Below are 17,989 nucleotides of genomic sequence, written 5' to 3'. Positions count from 1 at the left end.
GAAACTCGCCCGGCCCTCGCTGACATGGGAAATCGCCTTTCCGTGGGCATGATTGACGGAACGTCGGCAGGCCGGTACCACTGAGCCACGTCCGGCCCCGCACGCCCCGCCCGCTCGTCCCAGGAGGCCGCATTGCGAGGATCCCCCACCCACCCCGGACCGGCGCGCACCACCGGTCCCGGACGCACCCGCAGAGCCGCCGGCGCCGTCGCCTCGGCGGCTCTGCTGTTCCCGCTGCTCGCCGCGTCCCCGTCACCGGGCACCGCGGACCGGTCGGCGACGGGGCTGCAGCAGGCGTTCGCCGCCGCGGCCGCCGCGTACGACGTGCCGCAGAGCGTGCTGCTGGGCGTCTCCTACCTCCAGTCCCGCTGGGACGCGCACGGCGGCGCGCCGAGCGTGACCGGCGGCTACGGTCCGATGCACCTCACGGACGCCCGCACCGCCCTGGCAGACGCCCCGCACCACAGCGAGGGCACGGAGGACCCGCGCGGCGACGACGCCCGCGCCGCCCTGCGCCCGAAGGCGCCGCTCCCGGCCGGCACCGAGATCCCGGCCCGCCTCAGGACGCTCCCCGAGGCCGCGGAGCTGACCGGTCTGAGCCCCGGGGAGCTGCGCACCGACCCGGCCGCCAACGTGGCCGGCGGCGCCGCCCTGCTCGCCGCCGCACAGCGGGACCTGGGCGAGCCGCTGACCGACGATCCGGCCGCCTGGTACGGCGCCGTGGCGCGTTTCTCCGGCGCCGACGACACCACGACGGCCGCCCGGTACGCCGACGACGTGTACGACGTGATCCGCACCGGCGAGGAGCGGACCACGGACGCCGGCCAGCTGGTGGCGCTGGCGGCGCGGCCGGGACTGGCGCCCGACACGGGACAGCTGCGGCAAACCGGCCTGCGCACGGCGTCCGCGGCCGGCACCGAGTGCCCGGGGTCGGTCTCCTGCGAGTGGATCCCGGCGCCGTACGAGCAGTTCGGCGACGACGACTACGGCAACCACGACCTGGGGGACCGCCCGGCGTCGCAGTCCGTCAAGTACATCGTCGTGCACGACACCGAGGGCGGCTGGGAGGGGGTCCTGAACCTGGTCCAGGACCCCGCCTACGTGTCCTGGCAGTACTCGCTGCGCTCCACCGACGGCCACATCGCCCAGCACGTGAAGGCGAAGGACGTGGCCTGGCACGCGGGCAACTGGTACGTCAACGCCACGTCGATCGGCCTGGAGCACGAGGGCTTCCTCGCCTCCCCGGACTCCTGGTACACGGAGGCGATGTACCGGTCGTCGGCGCGCCTGGTGAGGTACCTGGCGAAGAAGTACGGCATCCCGCTGGACCGGCAGCACATCCTGGGGCACGACACCGTGCCCGGCCCGACCGCGGCGACCGTGCCGGGCATGCACACCGACCCGGGGCCGTACTGGGACTGGCGGCACTACTTCGAGCTGCTGGGCCGGCCCTTCGAGGCCACGGCCGGCGAGAACGCCGGGGCGGTGACGATCCTGCCGGACCACTCCGCCAACCGGCCGGTGTACACGGACTGCACGGCGAAGGGCGAGCCGTGCGCGGCGCACGGCTCGAGCGCGGTGCGGCTGTACTCCGACCACGACGAGGACTCCGCCCTGATCACGGACCCCGGCCTCGGCACGACCCCGACGACGGGCGTGAACGACCTCTCCTCACGGGTCTCCACCGGCCAGCAGTACGCGGTCGCCGACCGCTTCGGCGACTGGACGGCGATCTGGTACCTGGGCCAGAAGGCCTGGTTCCGCAACCCCCCGGCGCAGCCGACGGCCGTGCCCGCCAAGGCACTGCTGGTGACCGCGAAGGACGGCGCGGAGAGCGTGCCGGTCTACGGGCGCGCCTATCCGGAGGCGTCGGCGTACCCGGAGGGCGTGCCCGTCCAGTCGGTGTCGCCGCTGCCGTACCGGCTGCCTGCGGGACAGAGGTACGTGGTCGGTGACGAGGTGCCCGGCGAGTACTACTACGCGGTCGACTTCACCGCCGACTCGCACCGGGTGGTCGTCGGCGAGGACCTGTACTACGAGATCCAGTACGGGCACCGGGTGGCGTTCGTCCGGGCCGCGGACGTACGGCTGTCGAAGCCGTAGGTCCGTTCAGCCCTGCTGGAAAAGCTCCGCCGGGAGCGGCTTCAGCAGGGCGTACAGGTCGTCGGTGATGGGGCGGTCCCAGGCGGCGATGGTCACCAGGACGTTGTCGCTGCGGTCGAACTGCACGCAGGAGATGCGGCTCTCGGAGAGCTTGAGGCGGCGCACGATGAGGAGGTTGTCGCCCTGCATCACCGGCATGTCCTCGGTGCCGACGACGGTCACCTCCTCCTCGTTCTCCAGCGCGAGCAGCAGTTGGGCCACCTCGAAGGGAATCTCTCCCTGGGCGACCTCACGGGCCGGCGAGCCCTCGGGGAGGTTGCCGATGATCATCGCGGGGCCGCGGCCGCCGAAGAGGTCGTAGCGCAGGAAGACGCCCTGGCACGTGCCGTCGGGGGCGGGCAGCAGGCCGGCGCCGAGGTTGCCGGGCCAGTCACCCGGGTCCATGGCCAGGACGTCGAAGTCGGGCCCGGCGGGCGTGGCACTGCGGCGGCGGAGGAACGACATGGGGCCATGGTACGGGTAGGGGGGCCGTCGGCGTCCTGCGGGCGGTCGCCTGTTCGGGGTGGTCGCGCGGCTCCCGTCGGGGGTGCGGGGCCTTCCGGGCTACGAAGCCTGTCTGTGGCGTTCGTGGTGGCGGGCCACCCGGGCGCGGTTCCCGCAGGACGGCCCGCACCACTCCTGGCGCGGGTGGTCCTTGAGGAAGTAGCGGACGCAGCGCGGGGCGTGGCAGGCGCGCAGGCGCTGCCGGTCCGGGCCGGCCAGGAAGGCGATCACGGCCTGTGCGAGGGCGGCGTCGAGGCCGTCGCCGTCCGGCACGGGCCGCCGGCCCACGCGCGGGGCGGCGCCGTCGGTCCAGTGCAGGACCGGGACGGTGGGCAGGCGGGCGGCGGCCGTGTTGAGGCGGTCCAGGGCTTCGGCCACGGACAGCAGCCGGGCCGCGTCGGCGGGGCTCGGCGCGCCGGGGCGTACGGCGTGCGCGAAGAGGGCCCGGACGGCGGCGCGCAGGTCGCGGACGGCGGCGAGGTCCCGGGCGTCGGCGGCGTAGCCCGGGGCGACCGGAAGGACGTCGGCGTGGGCGCGGACCCAGGCGGTGAGTCCCGCGGGGTCGGTGAGGTCGTCGGCGACCCCACCGTGACCGTCGTGCCGGACGGTCAGTGCGAGGTCGAGGGCGAGGCGGCTGTCGGCGGGGAGCGCGTCCTGCATGCGGCCGATGATAGGCCGCGTGCGGCCGCCGGCAGGAGCGCCTCATTCCTCCGCGGGTGCCGGTGGCACCACCGCCACCGGGCTCGCCGCGTGCAGCAGGACGGCGTGGGTGACGGAGCCCAGCATGCGGGCGGGCGCCAGCAGGCGCCGGCGGTGGCGGCCCACCACGACCAGCTCGGCGTCCCGGGAGGCGGCCACGAGGTGGCCGGCGGCGTCGCCGGGGGCGGGGTACGGCTCCACCCGGACCTCGGGGTGGCGCCGTTGGTGCGCGGCGAGGAAGCCGTCGGTGAGGGTGCGGGTCTCGTGTTCGAGGGCGCCCCGGTCGATGTCGGTCGGAAGGAGCTCGCCGGGTGCGGCCCAGGTCTGGACGGGCCAGGGATAGGCGGCGACCACCTGGAGGCGGGCGTCCCGCAGGGCGGCCTCGGTGAAGGCGAGGGCGAGGGCGGCGTCGTCGGGGCTGTCCACGTTGAGCCCGACGACGACGCGGGGGCCGGGCCCGGGCGGCGGGCCGTCCACCTCGCGGCCGGGCCGGGGCACGATCACGACGGGGCACTCGGCGTCGCGGGCGGCGGTCATGCCGTTGGAGCCGAGCAGCAGGCTGCGGAAACCGCCCCATCCCCGGGACCCGAGCACGAGCAGTTCGGCCTCGGCTCCCAGTTCGGGCAGCAGCGCGCCCGGCGCCCCGTCGAGACCGACGTACTCCACGTCCGTGCCGTCCGCGGTCCTTTCCAGCCGGGCGCGCGCGTCACTGAGGACGGGGTCCTCGTCCGGGGGCGGGGGCAGGGTGATCGGGGCGCCGGGCTGCGTCCACGCGGCGTAGTGGCGGACGTGGCACACGCGCAGTGCCGTCCGGCGTCGGCGTGCGGCGTCCACGGCCCAGTCGAGGGCCCGCCAGCTGTCCTCGGAACCGTCGACCGCCACGGCGACCGGCAGCGTGCTCATGGTCCTCACCTCCGGGATACGAGCGTCGTCCTGCTCGGGGCCAGCCTGGCTCAGGCACCGGCTCCGGCAGGCTCTCCCCGGTCGCGTGTCCGGAAAATGGGGGACGACACCGCCGGTTCGGCCCGACGAGGTGACGATCCGCCGCGCCCGGCCGGGCGCGGCGGCTCTCGGGGCGACCCGGCCCGCCTCGCGGAACGGGCGGGTCGGCAGGCCGGCGGACTCAGTGGGCCGGCGCGGTCGGCGGGGCTCAGGTCAGGTCGAACTCCCCCTCGCGTGCCCCCGAGACGAACGCCCCCCACTCGGCGGGCGTGAAGATCAGGGAAGGGCTCTCGGGACGGCCGCTGTTGCGCATCGCGACGAATCCCTCGACGAAGGCGATCTGGACATCACCCCGGCCCCGGCTGCTGGACTGCCACTCGGCGTTGCTGAGGTCCAGCTCCGGCTTGTCCCAGCTCGCGAGCGGCTGCTGCTGGATCGTGCTCTCGGCCACGTCCGTGCTCCTCCCGGTTCGTCGTCCGCGGCCAGCCTAGCGACCGGTCCCCGACGCCGACAGAGCACGTGAGGGGGACCTTTCGGGACCGCGGCGGCACCGTTCCCGCGAGCCGCGTGGTAAGCGAGCGGGGTTCCGTCGGGTGCGGTGAAGGTCGGCATGCCCAGATCCTCGGGGCCGGTCGGGTTCGGGCGCAACGGCGTTCTTCGAGGTCCCGAAAGCACGGCCCGGCCCCTTGCCTCACCGGCGCGCGTCTGGATCAATGGCCCGTGAGACGTCGACCGAATGATCGGTCGTCCGGATCGGCGCGGTTGGCGAGGAGGCGTCCGTGGTGGCTGTGAGGGATCCGCGGGACGAGGGCGAACGGCTCGGCCCGGACGCGCTGCGTGCGCTGCAACTGGAGCGGCTGCGCGCCTCGTTGCGGCACGCGTACGCCCATGTGCCCTTCTACCGGGACGCGTTCGACAAGGCGGGCGTCCACCCCGACGACTGCCGCGAACTCGCCGACCTGTCCCGGTTCCCCTTCACCACCAAGGCGGACCTGCGCGAGAACTACCCGTACGGGATGTTCGCGGTGCCGCGCGAGCGGATCCGGCGCATCCATGCCTCCAGCGGCACCACCGGCCGTCCCACCGTCGTCGGGTACACGGAGAACGACCTGTCCCTGTGGGCGGACATGGTGGCCCGCTCGATCCGGGCGGCGGGCGGACGCCCCGGCGACACGGTCCACGTGGCCTACGGCTACGGCCTGTTCACCGGCGGCCTGGGCGCCCACTACGGCGCCGAACGGCTCGGCTGCACGGTCGTCCCGGCGTCCGGCGGCATGACGTCGCGGCAGGTCCAGCTGATCCAGGACCTGAAGCCGGGGATCATCATGGTGACCCCGTCCTACATGCTCACCCTCCTCGACGAGTTCGAGCGGCAGGGCGTCGATCCCCGCGGCACCTCCCTGCGGGTGGGGATCTTCGGCGCCGAGCCGTGGACGGAGGAGATGCGCCGGGAGATCGAGGAGCGGTTCGCGATCGACGCCGTCGACATATACGGGCTGTCGGAGGTGATCGGCCCCGGCGTCGCCCAGGAGTGCGTGGAGACCAAGGACGGGCTGCACGTCTGGGAGGACCACTTCTACCCGGAGGTCGTCGACCCGTTCACCGGCGAGGTGCTGCCGGAGGGCGAGGAGGGCGAGCTGGTGTTCACCTCGCTCACCAAGGAGGCGATGCCCGTGGTCCGGTACCGGACCCGGGACCTGACCCGGCTGCTGCCGGGCACGGCGCGGCCGTTCCGGCGGATGCGGAAGGTGACCGGCCGCAGTGACGACATGGTGATCCTGCGCGGGGTGAACCTCTTCCCCACCCAGATCGAGGAGATCGTGCTGCGCACCCCCGCAGTCGCCCCGCACTTCCAGCTGCGACTGACCCGTGAGGGCCGCCTCGACGCCCTCACGGTCCGCGCCGAGGCCCGCCCCGACGCCTCGCCCCGGGACCGTGACACGGCCGCCCGTTCGATCGCCGCGGCCGTGAAGGACGGTGTCGGGGTCTCGGTCGCCGTCGAGGTCGTGGACCCGGAGTCGCTGGAGCGGTCGGTGGGGAAGATCCGCCGGATCGTCGACCTGCGCCCGCGCGGGTAGCCGGCACGGGCAGCCGGCCTGCGCCGGCACGGGAAGCGGCGGCCGGGAAGGCCGGGGCGACGCGTCAGGCGCCGGAGAAGCGGTCGCGCAGCTCCCGTTTGAGGATCTTCCCGCTGGCGTTGCGCGGCAGTTCGTCCACGAACAGCACCCGCTTGGGCGCCTTGAACGCGGCGAGCTTCTCGCGGGCGTGGGCGACGAGTTCGTCCTCCGTGACCTCGCGGCGGGGGACGACGACGGCGGTGACCGCCTCGATCCACCTCTCGTCGGGCAGGCCGATCACGGCGGCCTCGGCGACGGCCTCGTGTGCGTAGAGGGCGTCCTCGACCTGCCGCGAGGCGACCAGCACACCACCGGAGTTGATGACGTCCTTCACCCGGTCGACGATCGTGAAGTAGCCGTGGGCGTCCCGTACGGCGAGGTCACCGGAGTGGAACCAGCCGTCGCGGAAGGCCTCGGCGGTCTCCTCGGGCTTGTCCCAGTAGCCCTCGCACAACTGCGGGGAACGGTAGACGATCTCGCCCGGCGTGCCGTCGGGCACGTCCTCGCCGTTCCCGTCGACCACGCGCGCGTCCACGAACAGGACGGTGCGCCCGCAGGAGTCCATGCGGCCCTTGTGCTCGTCGGGGGCCAGGACGGTGGCGAGGGGGCCGATCTCGCTCTGCCCGAAGCAGTTGTAGAAGGCGAGCTTCGGCAGGCGCTCGCGCAGCCGTTCCAGGACCGGCACCGGCATGACCGACGCCCCGTAGTACGCCTTGCGCAGCCCGCCGAGGTCGCGGGTGGCGAAGTCCGGCCGGTTGGTCAGGCCGATCCACACGGTGGGCGGGGCGAAGACGCTGTCGACCCGGCCCGCCTCGATCAGGTCGAACAGGCGGTCGCCGTCGGGTGCGTCGAGGATGAGGTTGGTGGCGCCCACCGCGAGGTACGGGAGCAGGAACACGTGCATCTGCGCCGAGTGGTAGAGCGGCAGCGCGTGGGCGGGGCGGTCGCCGGCGCTCAGGTCGAGGGCGGTGATCGCGCTGAGGTACTCGTGGACCAGGGCGCGGTGCGTCATCATCGCGCCCTTGGGAAGGGCCGTCGTGCCGGAGGTGTAGAGGAGCTGGACCAGGTCCTCGGAGCGCGGCTCGGGGCCGTCGTACGCGGGGGCGGCCGCCAGCAGGTCGAGGAGCGAGCCGTCGGCGTCGCGCAGCGGCAGGGTCCGCACGCCGTCGGGGAGCCGTCCGGCGAGGCCGGGGTCGGTGAGGACCAGGTCACTGCCCGACTGGCCGACGATGTAGGCGAGGTCGTCGCCGGTGAGGTTCTGGTTGACGGGGACGTGGACCAGGCCGGCGCGGGCGCAGGCCAGGAACGCGATGAGGTAGGCGTCGGAGTTGTGGCCGTAGGCGCCCACCCGGTCGCCGGGGGCGAGGCCCCGGCCGAGCAGGACGCCCGCCGCGCGGGAGACCGCCTCGTCCAGTTCCCCGTAGGTCCAGGTGCGGTCGCGGTACTCCACCGCGACGCGTGCGGGAGTGCGTCGGGCGCTGCGGCGCAGCACCCCGTCGACGGTGCTGCCGTGTCCGGGCGTCATGGCACATGATCCTCGGCGGACCGCCGGGACAGGTCAAGCCGGCGGAGCGGGAGCATACCCGCGCCCGGCGGCCGACGTCCGTCCGCCGGGTGCCGATCACGGACGGCAGCCGCAGCGCCTCCTCCGAGGGGGAGTCGGGATGGCCGTGCAGAGGACGACCCGCTGGTCGCGGTCGGTGATGTCCAGGACGTCGTGGTCGACGGTGACCGGACCGACGAGGGGGTGGTCGGAGGTCTTGCACGGGATGGGCCGGGCGGTGATCTCGTGGACGGCTCACAGCCGGTCCAACTCCTCGCTGTCGTCGAGGAGTTGGCCGATCAGAGCGCTCAGCTCCGGGCGTCGGGGGCATGCGGTCCGGAAGGGCCGCTCCGGAACCGGGCCCCGCCGGGCCGTGCGGGCGGGTTTCGTCCGGCGAGGCCTCATTCGGCGGGATCCCGCCGGGCGAGGTCCTCCAGGACCGCCATCGCCGCGTTGTGCCCCGGCACCCCGCTGACCCCTCCCCCGCGCACCGCGCCGGCGCCGCACAGCAGCACGTTGGCGTGCGCGGTCTCGACGCCCCAGCGGCCGACGCCGTCCTGGGCGTACGGCCAGGCCAGGTCACGGTGGAAGATGTGGCCGCCGGGCAGCCCGAGGTCGCGCTCCAGGTCCAGCGGGGTCCTCGCCTCGATGCAGGGGCGGCCGTCGGCGTCGGTGGCCAGGCAGTCGGCGAGCGGCTCGGCGAGGTGCGCGTCCAGTTGGGCGAGGGTGGCTTCGAGCAGTTCCTCGCGTACGGCGTCGTTGTCCCGTTCGAACAGCCGGGCGGGGGTGTGCAGACCGAACAGGGTGAGCGTCTGGCAGCCCCGCCGGGCCAGGTCCGGGCCGAGGATCGTCGGGTCGGTCAGGGAGTGGCAGTAGATCTCCGACGGCGGGGCGGTGGGCAGGTCGCCGGCCGCGGCCCTGGCGTGGGCGGCGGCCAGTTGGGCGTAGCCCTCGGCGATGTGGAAGGTGCCGGCGAAGGCCTCGCGCGGGTCGACGGAGGTGTCGCGGAGCCGGGGCAGCCGTCTCAGCAGCATGTTCACCTTGAGCTGGGCGCCCTCGGCGGGGGCCGGCGGGGTGTCTGCGGTGAGGGCGGCGAGCGCCTGCGGGGAGGCGTTGACCAGGACGTGGCGGGCGGCGGTGACGCCCTCGCCGTCGGCGGTGCGGTGGACGACCTCGGCGCCGCGGCCGTCGGTGTCGATCCGGACGGCCTCGTGGCCGGTGGCGAGGACGGCGCCCGCGCTCCGGGCGGCATCGGCCAGGGCGTCGGTGAGCGCCCCCATCCCTCCGACGGGCACGTCCCAGGCGCCGGTGCCGCCGCCGATCACGTGGTAGAGGAAGCAGCGGTTCTGCTTGAGGGAGGCGTCGTGGGCGTCGGCGAAGGTGCCGATCAACGCGTCCGTCAGGACGACGCCGCGCACCAGGTCGTCCGCGAAGTGCTCCTCGACGGCGAGGCCGAGGGGCTCCTCGAAGAGCATCCGCCAGGTCTCCTCGTCGTCGACGCGACGGCGCAGCTCCTCGCGGGTGGGCAGCGGTTCGGTGAGCGTGGGGAAGACGCGTTCGGCGAGGCGCCCGGTCATGCCGTAGAAGCGCTGCCAGGCCGCGTACTCCCGCTCACCGCCGGTCAGCCGCGCGAACGCCTCGCGGGTGCGTGCCTCGCCGCCGCCCACGAGCAGCCCGGTCGGCCGCCCGTCACGCTCCACGGGCGTGTACGAGGAGATGGTGCGCCCCCGGACCCGGAAGTCCAGCCCGAGATCCCGCACGATCTTCGACGGCAGCAGGCTGACCAGGTACGAGTAGCGCGACAGCCGGGCGTCCACGCCGGCGAACGGCCGGGTGGAGACGGCGGCGCCCCCGGTGTGGTCCAGCCGCTCCAGCACCAGCACGGACCGCCCGGCCCGCGCCAGATAGGCGGCGGCGACCAGCCCGTTGTGACCGCCGCCGACGATGACGACGTCGTAGGAACGACGTCCGGGGTCTCCCTGGTGTGCAGGCATGGTTCTTCGTAACACGGGGCGATCAGGACCGGCCAGAGGCGGACCGGCACCGGCGCGGCACCGCTTCCCGGCCGGCCACCGCGAGCGGGGGCGGCGGCCTGCCCCGGTGGTGGCTCCCGGCGCCCTGCCTACCGGGCGGCCCGGTACGGCGCCGGACGCGCCCCGGGGCCGAGCCGTGCCACGGCCCGCAGGATGTGCCGGGGCGGCACCTGCCAGCGCAGACGTGCCGGGACGGCGCGCAGGACGGCGCCCGTAGCCCGCAGCCGCCGGGTGACGGTCGCGGGCGGCGGGGCGGGGCGGCCGTACAACTCGTGCGCGTACGGCGGCAGGGAGCCGTACGCCAGGTCCGCCACGTGCCGCCACAGCACGGCGCGGGCCGGGACGAGCAGGGGGTGCGTCGGCGGGCGGCGCAGGAAGTCGTCCACCGCGTGCGCGTCGTCCCCGGCGGCGAGTTCGGGCCGCACCTTCTCGAAGTAGGCGGCCATCGCCGCCCTGTCGGCGGGTACGGCGTCGGGGTCGAGGCCCACCAGGCGGGCCGCGACGCGGTGTTCGGCGAGGTAGCGGTCGGCGGCCGTGTCGGTGAGGGGGTAGCCGGAGCGGCGCAGGACGTGCAGGTAGGAGTCGATCTCGGCGCAGTGCACCCACAGCAGCAGGGCGGGGTCGTCGATGCCGTACCGCTCCCCCGTGTCCGGGTCGTTCGCGGACAGCAGGCGGTGGATCCGGCGGACCCGCGCCCCGGCCTTCTCGGCCGCCTCGGCGGTGCCGTAGGTGGTGGTGCCGACGAAGTCCGCGGTGCGCATGAGGCGTCCCCAGGCGTCGCGGCGGAAGTCGGAGTTCTGCAGGACGCCGCGTACGGCGCGCGGGTGCAGCGCCTGGAGGTGGAGCGCGCGGATCCCGGCGACCCACATCATGGGATCGCCGTGCGCCTGCCACGTCACGCTGGCCGGGCCGTACAAGCCGGGGTCGGCGCTCATACCGGCAGTGTGGCCGGGATCGGCGGCCGACGCCACCGTCCGGACCGGCCGAATGCGGTGCGGGCGCTCCCCTCAGGCGTGCGGGACGACGGCCACCGGGCAGCCGACGTGGTGGATCGCGGCGTGCGTGACGGGTCCGGTGCGGGGGCCGACCGGGCGTTCGGCGACGCGGTGGCCGACGACGAGGAGACCCGCTCCGGTCGCCGCCCTCACGAGCGCGCTCGACGGCCTGTCCTCCACCACCGTCTCCAGGACCTCCACGTCGGGGTACTTGTCGCGCCACACCTGGAGCGCGGCCTTGAGGACGCCCAGCCATTCCTCGCCCTGCCAGGACTCCCGCACCAGGCCTATGTCGCCGGCGCCGAGGCCGACCGGGCCGGCCGTGTGCCAGGCGTGCACGGCGCGCAGGCGCGCGTTGCGGAGCCGGGCCGCCTCGAAGGCGAACTCGATGACCTCGTCGCAGGCCTCGCCGAGGTCGACGGCGAGCACGACGTCCCGGTATCCGGTGTCCGTCGAGGCGCCCCCGTCGTCGGCCGGCAGGTGTTCGTCCGCCGCCTCCTCGTCCGCCCGCACGAGGACGACGGGGCACGCGGCCCGCGCGACGACGCCGAGCGCGACGGAGCCGACGAGGAATCCGGTGAAACCGCTCAGCCCGCGGGAGCCGAGGACCAACAGGCCGGACCGGTCCGCGGCCTTGAGCAGGGCGGCGGTGGCCGGGCCTTCCAGCTGCTCGTCGGTGAGGCGCACGCCGGGGCGTTCGGCGCGGACCCGTTCCTCCGCCTGTCGCAGTGCGCGCCGGGCCAGATGCCGCCGGGCGGCGCCCGTGCTGTCGCCGTCCTGGTGCCGGGGTTGCCAGGCCAGGGCGTGCACCAGGTGCAGTGGCCGGTCCTGCCGGGCGGCCTCGCGGGCCGCCCAGGCGGTGGCGGCCAGGCTCTCGGCGGATCCGTCGACTCCGGCGGTCACGGGCAGAAGCATCTCCGCACCTCCCACATTCGCTCTGTCTTCCGGTGCCAGCGTCGCCCGGCGGGCGGTGCGGCGGCAGAGGCTGCCCGGTCCCCTCCGGGGGGCCGTCCGGCCCTTTTCCGTGACACCCCGTCAGACCTTGCCGGACTGACCGCGGTTCCGGCCGGGCGTCCGTACCGGCGGGCGCGGACCGGGAGGACGCGGAACGGGAGGACGCGGACCGGAGGACGGCGGACCGGGAGGACGCGGAACGGGAGGACGCGGACCGGAGGACGGCGGACCGCCGGGCCGGACGGAGCGGGTGAGGGAACGCCGCGCCCGCCGGCGGCTCCCGGGAACACCGCCGGGCGGGCGGCGGCCACGCCGCGGTGCCTCCGGGGCCGGGCCGAACGGTCCGGCGGGCCCCGCCGGACCTCCTGGCCGCGCCGGCGTGGGCGGTCCGCCGGAGACCGCCCGCCTGCGCGGGTCAGTCGTGCGGGACCACCGCGACCGGCGCGGAGGCGTGCTGCAGCACCGCGTGTGTCACCGGACCGATGCGTCCGCCGACCGGTGCCTGGCGCCTCCTGCGTCCGACGACGACCAGGGACGCGTCCCTCGACGCGTGCACGAGGTGACGGCCGGCGCCGCCGATGACGGCCTGCTCCCGCACCTCCACGCCCGGGAACTTGTCCTGCCAGGGCCGCAGGACGTCGCTGAGTCCGTGCCGTGCCTCTTCCGTCGGTTCGGCGTCGAGTCCCGATTCCAGGACGGCGCCGTAGCCCTGGTCGACCGCCGGGTTCCAGCCGTGGACCACCCGCAGGCCTGCCGCACGACGGCGGGCGGCCTCGAACGCGAACTCGACGACGGCGTCGGCCGGGCTCCGCGGGTCCAGCCCCAGCACGACCTCGCGGTAGGGAGTGGTGGTCGCGCCGGCGCCCGTGGCGTCCGGCAGGTGCTCGTCCTCGGGGTGGCCGTCGGCCCGTACCAGGACGACGGGGCGTTCGGTACGCGCCACCGTGGCGAGGGCGACGGAGCCGACCAGGAAGCCCGACACCGTGCCGAGGCGCCGGGACCCGAGGACCAGCAGTTCGGTGTCCTCCTCGGCCGCCAGCAGGGCGGGGACCACCGGGTCCTCGGTCTGCCGGGTGGTGATCCGCAGGCCGGGGTGGCGCTCCGCGAGCCGGGAGGCGGTCTCGCTCAGCAGCCGGGTCGCCCACGCGCGTTGCGCGTCGAGCACGCCCGGTGCCGGAAGGCCCGCGAGCGGCGCGTAGAGAGGGCGCGGCGATTCCCCGGCATGCAGGAGGCACAGGGGCGTCTCTCGTTGTGCCGCCTCGCGAGCGGCCCAGTCGGCGGCGGCGAGGCTTTCGGGCGAGCCGTCGAGACCGACGGTGATGGCGAGCATGTACGGACCTCCTTCAGGGGTGCGTCCCCAGTCTGGCGGGCCGCGCGCGCGGGCCGGCAGGGCCGGAGGTCCCCGTCGGGAGCCGAACGGTCCCGACGCGTCGCCGATGCGGCCGCGCGCGGCGGTCGTCCGGCCGCGGCCGGTGCGGTCAGGAAGAGCACGCACACGTCGGGGCGGACGCCGTGCAGCGAGCGCAGCACGGAGAAGCCGTCGGTGTCCGGGGGCATCACGTCGAGGACGACGGCGTCGGGGAGCAGCTCGCGGGCCTCGGCGACGGCCGAGACGCCGTCGCCGGCCGTGCGCACCTCCCAGCCCTCGTAGCGCAGGGCGCCGGAGAGCACCTCCGCGAGGTCGGGGTCGTCGTCGACGACGAGGCCCCGGACGGGAGCGCCGTCGGTCCGGGTGAGGGCGGGCCGGCCGGGACCATCGGACGTCCCACAGGGCCGGTCGGCCCTGGTGAGACGGGCGTCCGCCCGGTTCGAATGGCCCGGTCAGGCGCACGCGCGGCCGCGGGAGACAAAGACCTGTGATTGACCCGACGATACGGATACTTGCGATGGCCGGTGACGACGACCAGCCGAACGCCCCGGAGACACGGACGAGTGTCGAGCTGGACGCTGCCGAGGCGCTACGGCTGCTGGGCGGCGTGTCCCTGGGACGGATCGTCTTCACCCGGCACGCGCTGCCGACCGTCCGCCCCGTCAACCACGTCCTGGTCGACGGCGACATCGTCATCCGCACCCACGGAGACGCCGCGCTGACCCGGTACACCCGGCAGACCGGGGCCGAGGGGGCCGTCGTCGCCTACGAGGCCGACGACATCGACCCCGACACCCATCTCGGCTGGAGCGTGGTCGTCACGGGCTATGCGCGGCTGGTCACCGACCCGGGCGAACTCGCCCGCTACCGGGCCCTGCTGCGGCCCTGGGCGACGCAGAGGATGGATCACGCCGTCCGCATCGGCCCCGATCTGATCACCGGAGTCCGCCTGACGGCGCACGATCCGTCCCCGCTCGTGTGAGGCCCCGGGGGCGGGCCGGTTCCGCTCCCCCTGCCCGCGGGTCGGTGCGTCGGCGAGGCCGGTCACCCGGCTGGTCACCCGGCCGTCCGTCCCGGCCACGACGGGCCGGCGGCCCGAACGGCCGTGAGAGGCGAGGGCCCGGCCGGCGGGCGCGGGAGGGGGCGGGTCCCACCGGGGCGGGGCGGGCCGACCGGCCGGGTACGCCCGCCCCGCCCCCTCGCGGCGCGTCTCCGCCCGGCCGGCCGCGGCCCCTCACGGCCGTTCGGGTACGACCGCCACCGCGCAGGCGGCGTGGTGCAGCACCGAGTGGGCGACGCGCCCCAGCTGCAGCCCGAGGTGTCCCGGGTTGCGCCGGGCGCCGACCACCAGCAGGTCGGCCTCGTGCGAGGCCGCCAGGAGCACCCCGCGAGCGGGGCCCTCCACCGTGCGACGGCGCAGTTCCACGTCGGCGGGCACGTCCTCGAGTGCCTGCTCCAGGATTTCGGCGGCACGCAGTTCGTGCAGCCTGGCGGGTTCCCCGACGAGCAGGGGGTGGTCGGTGGTCTCGTGCGCGGGGCACCGCCAGGCCCGTACGGCCTCCAGCGTCGCGCCGCGCAGCCCGGCTTCCTGGACGGCGAAGCGCAGCGCGGCGGAGTCCGTGCCCTTGTCGCCGATGCCGACGACGACGCGGCCGTGTCTCGCGGCCCGGACCTGGTTGTCGTGACTGCCGCGCAGCACGATCACCGGGCAGTCGGCGTGGGCGGCGACGCTCAGGCCGACGGAGCCGAGCAGCATCTCCACGAGGCCGCTGCGGCCCCGGTGGCCGAGGACCAGGGCACAGGCGTTGCGTCCCTCGCGGACGAGCGCGGACTCGGGTTCCTCGGGCAGCACGTCGGTGGATACCTTGACGTCGGGGCGGCGCAGCGCGGCCCGGTTCGCGGCGACTCGCACGACGGCCTCGGCCGTCACCTGCTCGGCCGACCCGCCCAGGTCGTCGGTGAGGTCCTCGGCGAGGGAGTCGCCCTCGTACCGCTCCCAGAGGGAGGCGTACACCAGCCGGAGCGGGACCCCGCGCAGGGCGGCCTCGTCGGCCGCCCAGTCCACGGCCCGCAGGCTCGGCTCGGAGCCGTCCACGCCCACCACGAGGGGGAGCTCCACCGTGCTCACCGCCCCTCGTCCGGGGCGACGACGGCACCGGCCCGGACCTCGGCGGCGAGGGGCTCGGCGAGCGCTCGGACGACCGCTGCGTTCATGGCTTCTCCTCCTCGGGAGGGTCAGGCGTGGGGGACCACGGCGACGGGGGCCGTCGAGTGGTGGAGGACCGCGTGCGTCGCGTGACCGATGTGGGCGCCGAACGGGCTGCGGCGGATCCGGCGGCCCACGACGACGAGCGAGGCCTCGCGGGCGGCTTTCACGACGTGGACGGCCGCGCTGCCGTGGCGGGAGATCTCGACGACCTCGACGTCCGGGAACTTCTGCCGCCACGGCAGCAGCGCCTCGGAGAGGGTCTGGGCCGCGCTCAGGCCCAGGGCCTCGTCACGCGCGGGGTTGGCGGGCATGGCGTACGCGTAGTACGGCGGCGGGCTCCAGCCGTGGACGACCCGCAGGGACGTGTCGCGGAGCCGGGCGGCCTCGAAGGCGAACTCGATCAGCGTCTCGTCCGGGTCGTCGACGTCGAGTCCGAGCACCACGGGCCAAAACGGTGTCGCGGCGGACGGTATCCCCGCCGGGTCCGGCTCGTGCTCGTCGGCGGCCGCCTCCAGCGCGCGGACCAGGACGACGGGGCGTTCCGCGTGCGCGACGGCGGACAGGGCCACGGAGCCGATCATGAACCCGCCGATCCCGCTGAAGCCGCGGGAGCCCAGGACGAGCAGCTCGGCGCTCTTGGCCGCTTCGGCGAGGACGTCACCGGCCTGTCCGGGGATCTGCTCGCTGATCACCTCGACGCCGGGATGGCGCAGGGCGACGCCCGCGGCGGCCTCCCGGGGAATGCGCTCGGTCCAGTGCGCCTGTGTCTCGCCGCCGAGCAGCGGTGCCTGGGCCATCGGCTCCGGGGCCGGCTGCCAGACGTGCACGATCTTCAGCGGCAGGCCGCGCAACTTCGCCTCGCGTGCCGCCCATTCCACGGCGGCGCGGCTCTCACGCGAGCCGTCGAGACCTACGGTGACGGTGCGGAGCATGGCCTCCACCTCCTCGTCGAGGGATCTTGGGCTCAGGATCCGGGACAAGGGATCCGGGACGGGGGCCCACCACCAGCGTCGCCCTCGGGGGCGTTGCCGGGCAGAGGCCACTGGTCCCGGGGTGGCGCCGACCGACCCCCGCCCGGTGCGGTGCGCCGGTACGCGGCGCGGCGGCCGTGCGGGGTCGCGGGCGGAGGACGCCCGGCCCGGTACGGGCCCGCCCGCGGGCCTGTGCCCATCCTCCTGCCGGACGGGAGTCGGCGCCATACGCGGGGCGTTCCGGGGGCGGTCCAGGAGATGATCGCCCGCTGGATCTCGTCGGTCGCCGCCGAAGGTGAGGAGCGCGGCCGAACGGCGGCCGCGTTCGAGTCCGCCGTGCGGGACGGCGCGCATCGTGGAAGGCGTTGCGAAATCGATCAGGCGGTGATCGGCCGGGGACACCCGTCACCGGCCGGGCGGGGGCGGCGGCCGTCCGGGCCCCGCTCCGGTCATCGCCTCCGTCGTCGTGCCGGTCGGCACCGGGAGGTCACCACTTCACTCCAGCGTCTGGAGGAAGTCGGTGCAGGCCTGGGCGCATGCGCGGCACGCCGCCGCGCCGTCCTCGGCGCCCGGGTGCCGGTCGAAGGCGTGTGCGGTCTCCAGGCAGACGGTCCGGCACCACTCCACCTGGACCCGGATGCTCGCCTCGTCCACCCGGTTGTCCTCGGACAGCACACGGCAGGTCGCGTCGCAGACCTCCGCGCACATGATCCCCTTGCGGCGCACGAATTCCTGCTCTTCGGTTCCGTCCGGATCCACCTGGCTCGCGCGCAGCGCGCTGGCCCGCGCGCACTCGGTGCACGCCTGGGCGCATGCGAAGCGGTCCTCCAGAAACCGGAAGAGTTCCTGTTGGGATGTCGTCGAAGTCACACAGCGCGGGTAGCCGCGGCGAGCCGCGCCAAACCCGGCGGCGGGCGGGGCCGCACCGGGCGCGGCCCCGCCCGACACCGGCCCGGCACCGCCCCCACCGCGGAGAGCGACGGGGTCCGTGAAGCGGTTCGCGACCGATTAGTGGGGTATTCACCTGATATGACTAGCGCAGACATGCAGTTGGCCGCCGCGAGCGGCCTGCTCAGCGTGGCCATGTTCGTGGTCGGCGTGGCCCTCGTGACCCTGCTCGCCGGCAGCTTCTGGCTGGGCGCGCGCGTCAAGCAGCGCGAGCTGCCCCGGCCCCGCCCCGAGGAGCAGCCGCACCTGCCCCCGGAGGGACCCGTACGCGAGGTCCAGGAGGCCCGGGAGCCCGACGAGGTGCCGCGGACCGGGAAGGGGGGCCACGCCCTCACACCGTACGAACTGACCAACATGCAGACCCGGCCGAGCACGTCCACGTCGCGGCCGCGCTGGAGCCGTGGCAGCAGCGGCTCCTTCGGCGGGGGCGGACTGGGCGGGCACTGACCCTCCCCGCGACCGAGGTCCTGACGTCCCGCCCGGAGCGGCTGGAGCCGGGGGCGGAGCCGCCGCGGACCGCTCCTGGCGCGCCGCGCCAGGAGCGGTCCGCGGCCACATCACCG

General features: G+C 75.0%; 16 protein-coding genes and 2 pseudogenes. 4 read left to right on the top strand and 14 right to left on the bottom strand.

Translation table 11 applies throughout. The features are described from left to right. The first annotated feature begins 132 nt into the window (after positions 1-132). Positions 133-2,103: an N-acetylmuramoyl-L-alanine amidase gene (locus ACGFQC_RS23915; RefSeq protein WP_363089429.1), complete on the top strand. Its 1,971-nt coding sequence runs from the start codon at positions 133-135 to the stop codon at positions 2,101-2,103. A gap of 6 nt (positions 2,104-2,109) precedes the next feature. On the opposite strand, the gene ACGFQC_RS23910 is transcribed toward ACGFQC_RS23915, so the two are convergent. The 4 genes from ACGFQC_RS23910 to ACGFQC_RS23895 all read right to left on the bottom strand — a co-directional run bounded on the left by ACGFQC_RS23910 (position 2,110) and on the right by ACGFQC_RS23895 (position 4,738). Further along, complete coding sequence (locus tag ACGFQC_RS23910; RefSeq protein ID WP_363089430.1) at positions 2,110-2,607, bottom strand: hypothetical protein; 498 nt, start codon at positions 2,605-2,607, stop codon at positions 2,110-2,112. Between the two features lie 99 nt (positions 2,608-2,706). Then, positions 2,707-3,306: an ABATE domain-containing protein gene (locus ACGFQC_RS23905; RefSeq protein ID WP_363089431.1), complete on the bottom strand. Its 600-nt coding sequence runs from the start codon at positions 3,304-3,306 to the stop codon at positions 2,707-2,709. A gap of 42 nt (positions 3,307-3,348) precedes the next feature. Further along, positions 3,349-4,248, bottom strand: coding sequence for a universal stress protein (locus ACGFQC_RS23900; RefSeq protein ID WP_363089432.1), 900 nt, complete (start codon positions 4,246-4,248; stop codon positions 3,349-3,351). A 247-nt stretch (positions 4,249-4,495) separates the two neighbouring features. Then, the gene (locus ACGFQC_RS23895; RefSeq protein WP_363089433.1) at positions 4,496-4,738 is read right to left on the bottom strand and encodes a DUF397 domain-containing protein; all 243 of its coding nucleotides are present in this window, start codon (positions 4,736-4,738) and stop codon (positions 4,496-4,498) included. Between the two features lie 328 nt (positions 4,739-5,066). Here ACGFQC_RS23895 and paaK point away from each other — a divergent pair, with 328 nt between their 5' ends. Continuing rightward, positions 5,067-6,365: a phenylacetate--CoA ligase PaaK gene (gene paaK / locus ACGFQC_RS23890; RefSeq protein WP_363089434.1), complete on the top strand. Its 1,299-nt coding sequence runs from the start codon at positions 5,067-5,069 to the stop codon at positions 6,363-6,365. A 64-nt stretch (positions 6,366-6,429) separates the two neighbouring features. Here paaK and ACGFQC_RS23885 read toward each other — a convergent pair whose 3' ends face one another. The 7 genes and pseudogenes from ACGFQC_RS23885 to ACGFQC_RS23855 form a co-directional block, all read right to left on the bottom strand. Further along, on the bottom strand, positions 6,430-7,929 hold the full coding sequence (locus tag ACGFQC_RS23885) for an acyl-CoA synthetase (RefSeq protein ID WP_363089435.1): 1,500 nt from the start codon (positions 7,927-7,929) through the stop codon (positions 6,430-6,432). A gap of 73 nt (positions 7,930-8,002) precedes the next feature. Further along, positions 8,003-8,274 (bottom strand): annotated as a pseudogene (locus ACGFQC_RS23880) (transcriptional regulator); the annotation flags it as partial. A 74-nt stretch (positions 8,275-8,348) separates the two neighbouring features. Beyond that, entirely contained in the window at positions 8,349-9,941 is a 1,593-nt protein-coding gene (locus ACGFQC_RS23875; RefSeq protein WP_363089436.1) for an NAD(P)/FAD-dependent oxidoreductase, read from the bottom strand. A 128-nt stretch (positions 9,942-10,069) separates the two neighbouring features. Next, the gene (locus ACGFQC_RS23870; protein ID WP_363089437.1) at positions 10,070-10,915 is read right to left on the bottom strand and encodes an oxygenase MpaB family protein; all 846 of its coding nucleotides are present in this window, start codon (positions 10,913-10,915) and stop codon (positions 10,070-10,072) included. A gap of 72 nt (positions 10,916-10,987) precedes the next feature. Next, positions 10,988-11,890, bottom strand: coding sequence for a universal stress protein (locus ACGFQC_RS23865; protein ID WP_363089438.1), 903 nt, complete (start codon positions 11,888-11,890; stop codon positions 10,988-10,990). Positions 11,891-12,344: 454 nt separating this feature from the next. Then, the gene (locus ACGFQC_RS23860; protein ID WP_363089439.1) at positions 12,345-13,259 is read right to left on the bottom strand and encodes a universal stress protein; all 915 of its coding nucleotides are present in this window, start codon (positions 13,257-13,259) and stop codon (positions 12,345-12,347) included. Between the two features lie 143 nt (positions 13,260-13,402). Continuing rightward, positions 13,403-13,678, bottom strand: a pseudogene (locus tag ACGFQC_RS23855) (response regulator); the annotation flags it as partial. A gap of 137 nt (positions 13,679-13,815) precedes the next feature. Here ACGFQC_RS23855 and ACGFQC_RS23850 point away from each other — a divergent pair. Then, a complete protein-coding gene (locus tag ACGFQC_RS23850) occupies positions 13,816-14,280 on the top strand; it encodes a pyridoxamine 5'-phosphate oxidase family protein (protein ID WP_363089440.1) in 465 nt (154 codons plus the stop codon). 252 nt (positions 14,281-14,532) lie between these two features. Here ACGFQC_RS23850 and ACGFQC_RS23845 read toward each other — a convergent pair whose 3' ends face one another. The 3 genes from ACGFQC_RS23845 to ACGFQC_RS23835 all read right to left on the bottom strand — a co-directional run bounded on the left by ACGFQC_RS23845 (position 14,533) and on the right by ACGFQC_RS23835 (position 17,348). After that, positions 14,533-15,417 (bottom strand): universal stress protein, encoded by an 885-nt coding sequence (locus ACGFQC_RS23845; RefSeq protein ID WP_363089519.1) that lies wholly within the window; start codon positions 15,415-15,417, stop codon positions 14,533-14,535. Positions 15,418-15,533: 116 nt separating this feature from the next. After that, a complete protein-coding gene (locus ACGFQC_RS23840) occupies positions 15,534-16,439 on the bottom strand; it encodes a universal stress protein (RefSeq protein WP_363089441.1) in 906 nt (301 codons plus the stop codon). 534 nt (positions 16,440-16,973) lie between these two features. Continuing rightward, positions 16,974-17,348, bottom strand: coding sequence for a ferredoxin (locus tag ACGFQC_RS23835; RefSeq protein ID WP_363089442.1), 375 nt, complete (start codon positions 17,346-17,348; stop codon positions 16,974-16,976). 159 nt (positions 17,349-17,507) lie between these two features. Between ACGFQC_RS23835 and ACGFQC_RS23830 the strand changes: the two genes are divergently transcribed. Further along, on the top strand, positions 17,508-17,873 hold the full coding sequence (locus tag ACGFQC_RS23830) for a DUF6479 family protein (RefSeq protein WP_363089443.1): 366 nt from the start codon (positions 17,508-17,510) through the stop codon (positions 17,871-17,873). The last annotated feature ends 116 nt before the right edge of the window (positions 17,874-17,989 follow it).

Origin of the sequence: Streptomyces sp. NPDC048734 (genome assembly GCF_043198675.1) — a bacterium.
In the GTDB taxonomy this organism is placed as follows: domain Bacteria; phylum Actinomycetota; class Actinomycetes; order Streptomycetales; family Streptomycetaceae; genus Streptomyces.
The sequence above is the reverse complement of the archived record's forward strand: the minus strand, read 5'-3'. Positions and strand labels throughout refer to the sequence as shown.

Coding starts and splice junctions, on each gene's coding strand:
- ACGFQC_RS23900 (WP_363089432.1), bottom strand. CDS start 4,248: ATGAGCACGCTGCCGGTCGCCGTGGCGGTCGACGGTTCCGAGGACAGC.
- ACGFQC_RS23870 (WP_363089437.1), bottom strand. CDS start 10,915: ATGAGCGCCGACCCCGGCTTGTACGGCCCGGCCAGCGTGACGTGGCAG.
- ACGFQC_RS23865 (WP_363089438.1), bottom strand. CDS start 11,890: ATGCTTCTGCCCGTGACCGCCGGAGTCGACGGATCCGCCGAGAGCCTG.
- ACGFQC_RS23860 (WP_363089439.1), bottom strand. CDS start 13,259: ATGCTCGCCATCACCGTCGGTCTCGACGGCTCGCCCGAAAGCCTCGCC.
- ACGFQC_RS23850 (WP_363089440.1), top strand. CDS start 13,816: ATGGCCGGTGACGACGACCAGCCGAACGCCCCGGAGACACGGACGAGT.
- ACGFQC_RS23875 (WP_363089436.1), bottom strand. CDS start 9,941: ATGCCTGCACACCAGGGAGACCCCGGACGTCGTTCCTACGACGTCGTC.
- ACGFQC_RS23830 (WP_363089443.1), top strand. CDS start 17,508: ATGACTAGCGCAGACATGCAGTTGGCCGCCGCGAGCGGCCTGCTCAGC.
- ACGFQC_RS23905 (WP_363089431.1), bottom strand. CDS start 3,306: ATGCAGGACGCGCTCCCCGCCGACAGCCGCCTCGCCCTCGACCTCGCA.
- ACGFQC_RS23885 (WP_363089435.1), bottom strand. CDS start 7,929: ATGACGCCCGGACACGGCAGCACCGTCGACGGGGTGCTGCGCCGCAGC.
- ACGFQC_RS23840 (WP_363089441.1), bottom strand. CDS start 16,439: ATGCTCCGCACCGTCACCGTAGGTCTCGACGGCTCGCGTGAGAGCCGC.
- ACGFQC_RS23910 (WP_363089430.1), bottom strand. CDS start 2,607: ATGTCGTTCCTCCGCCGCCGCAGTGCCACGCCCGCCGGGCCCGACTTC.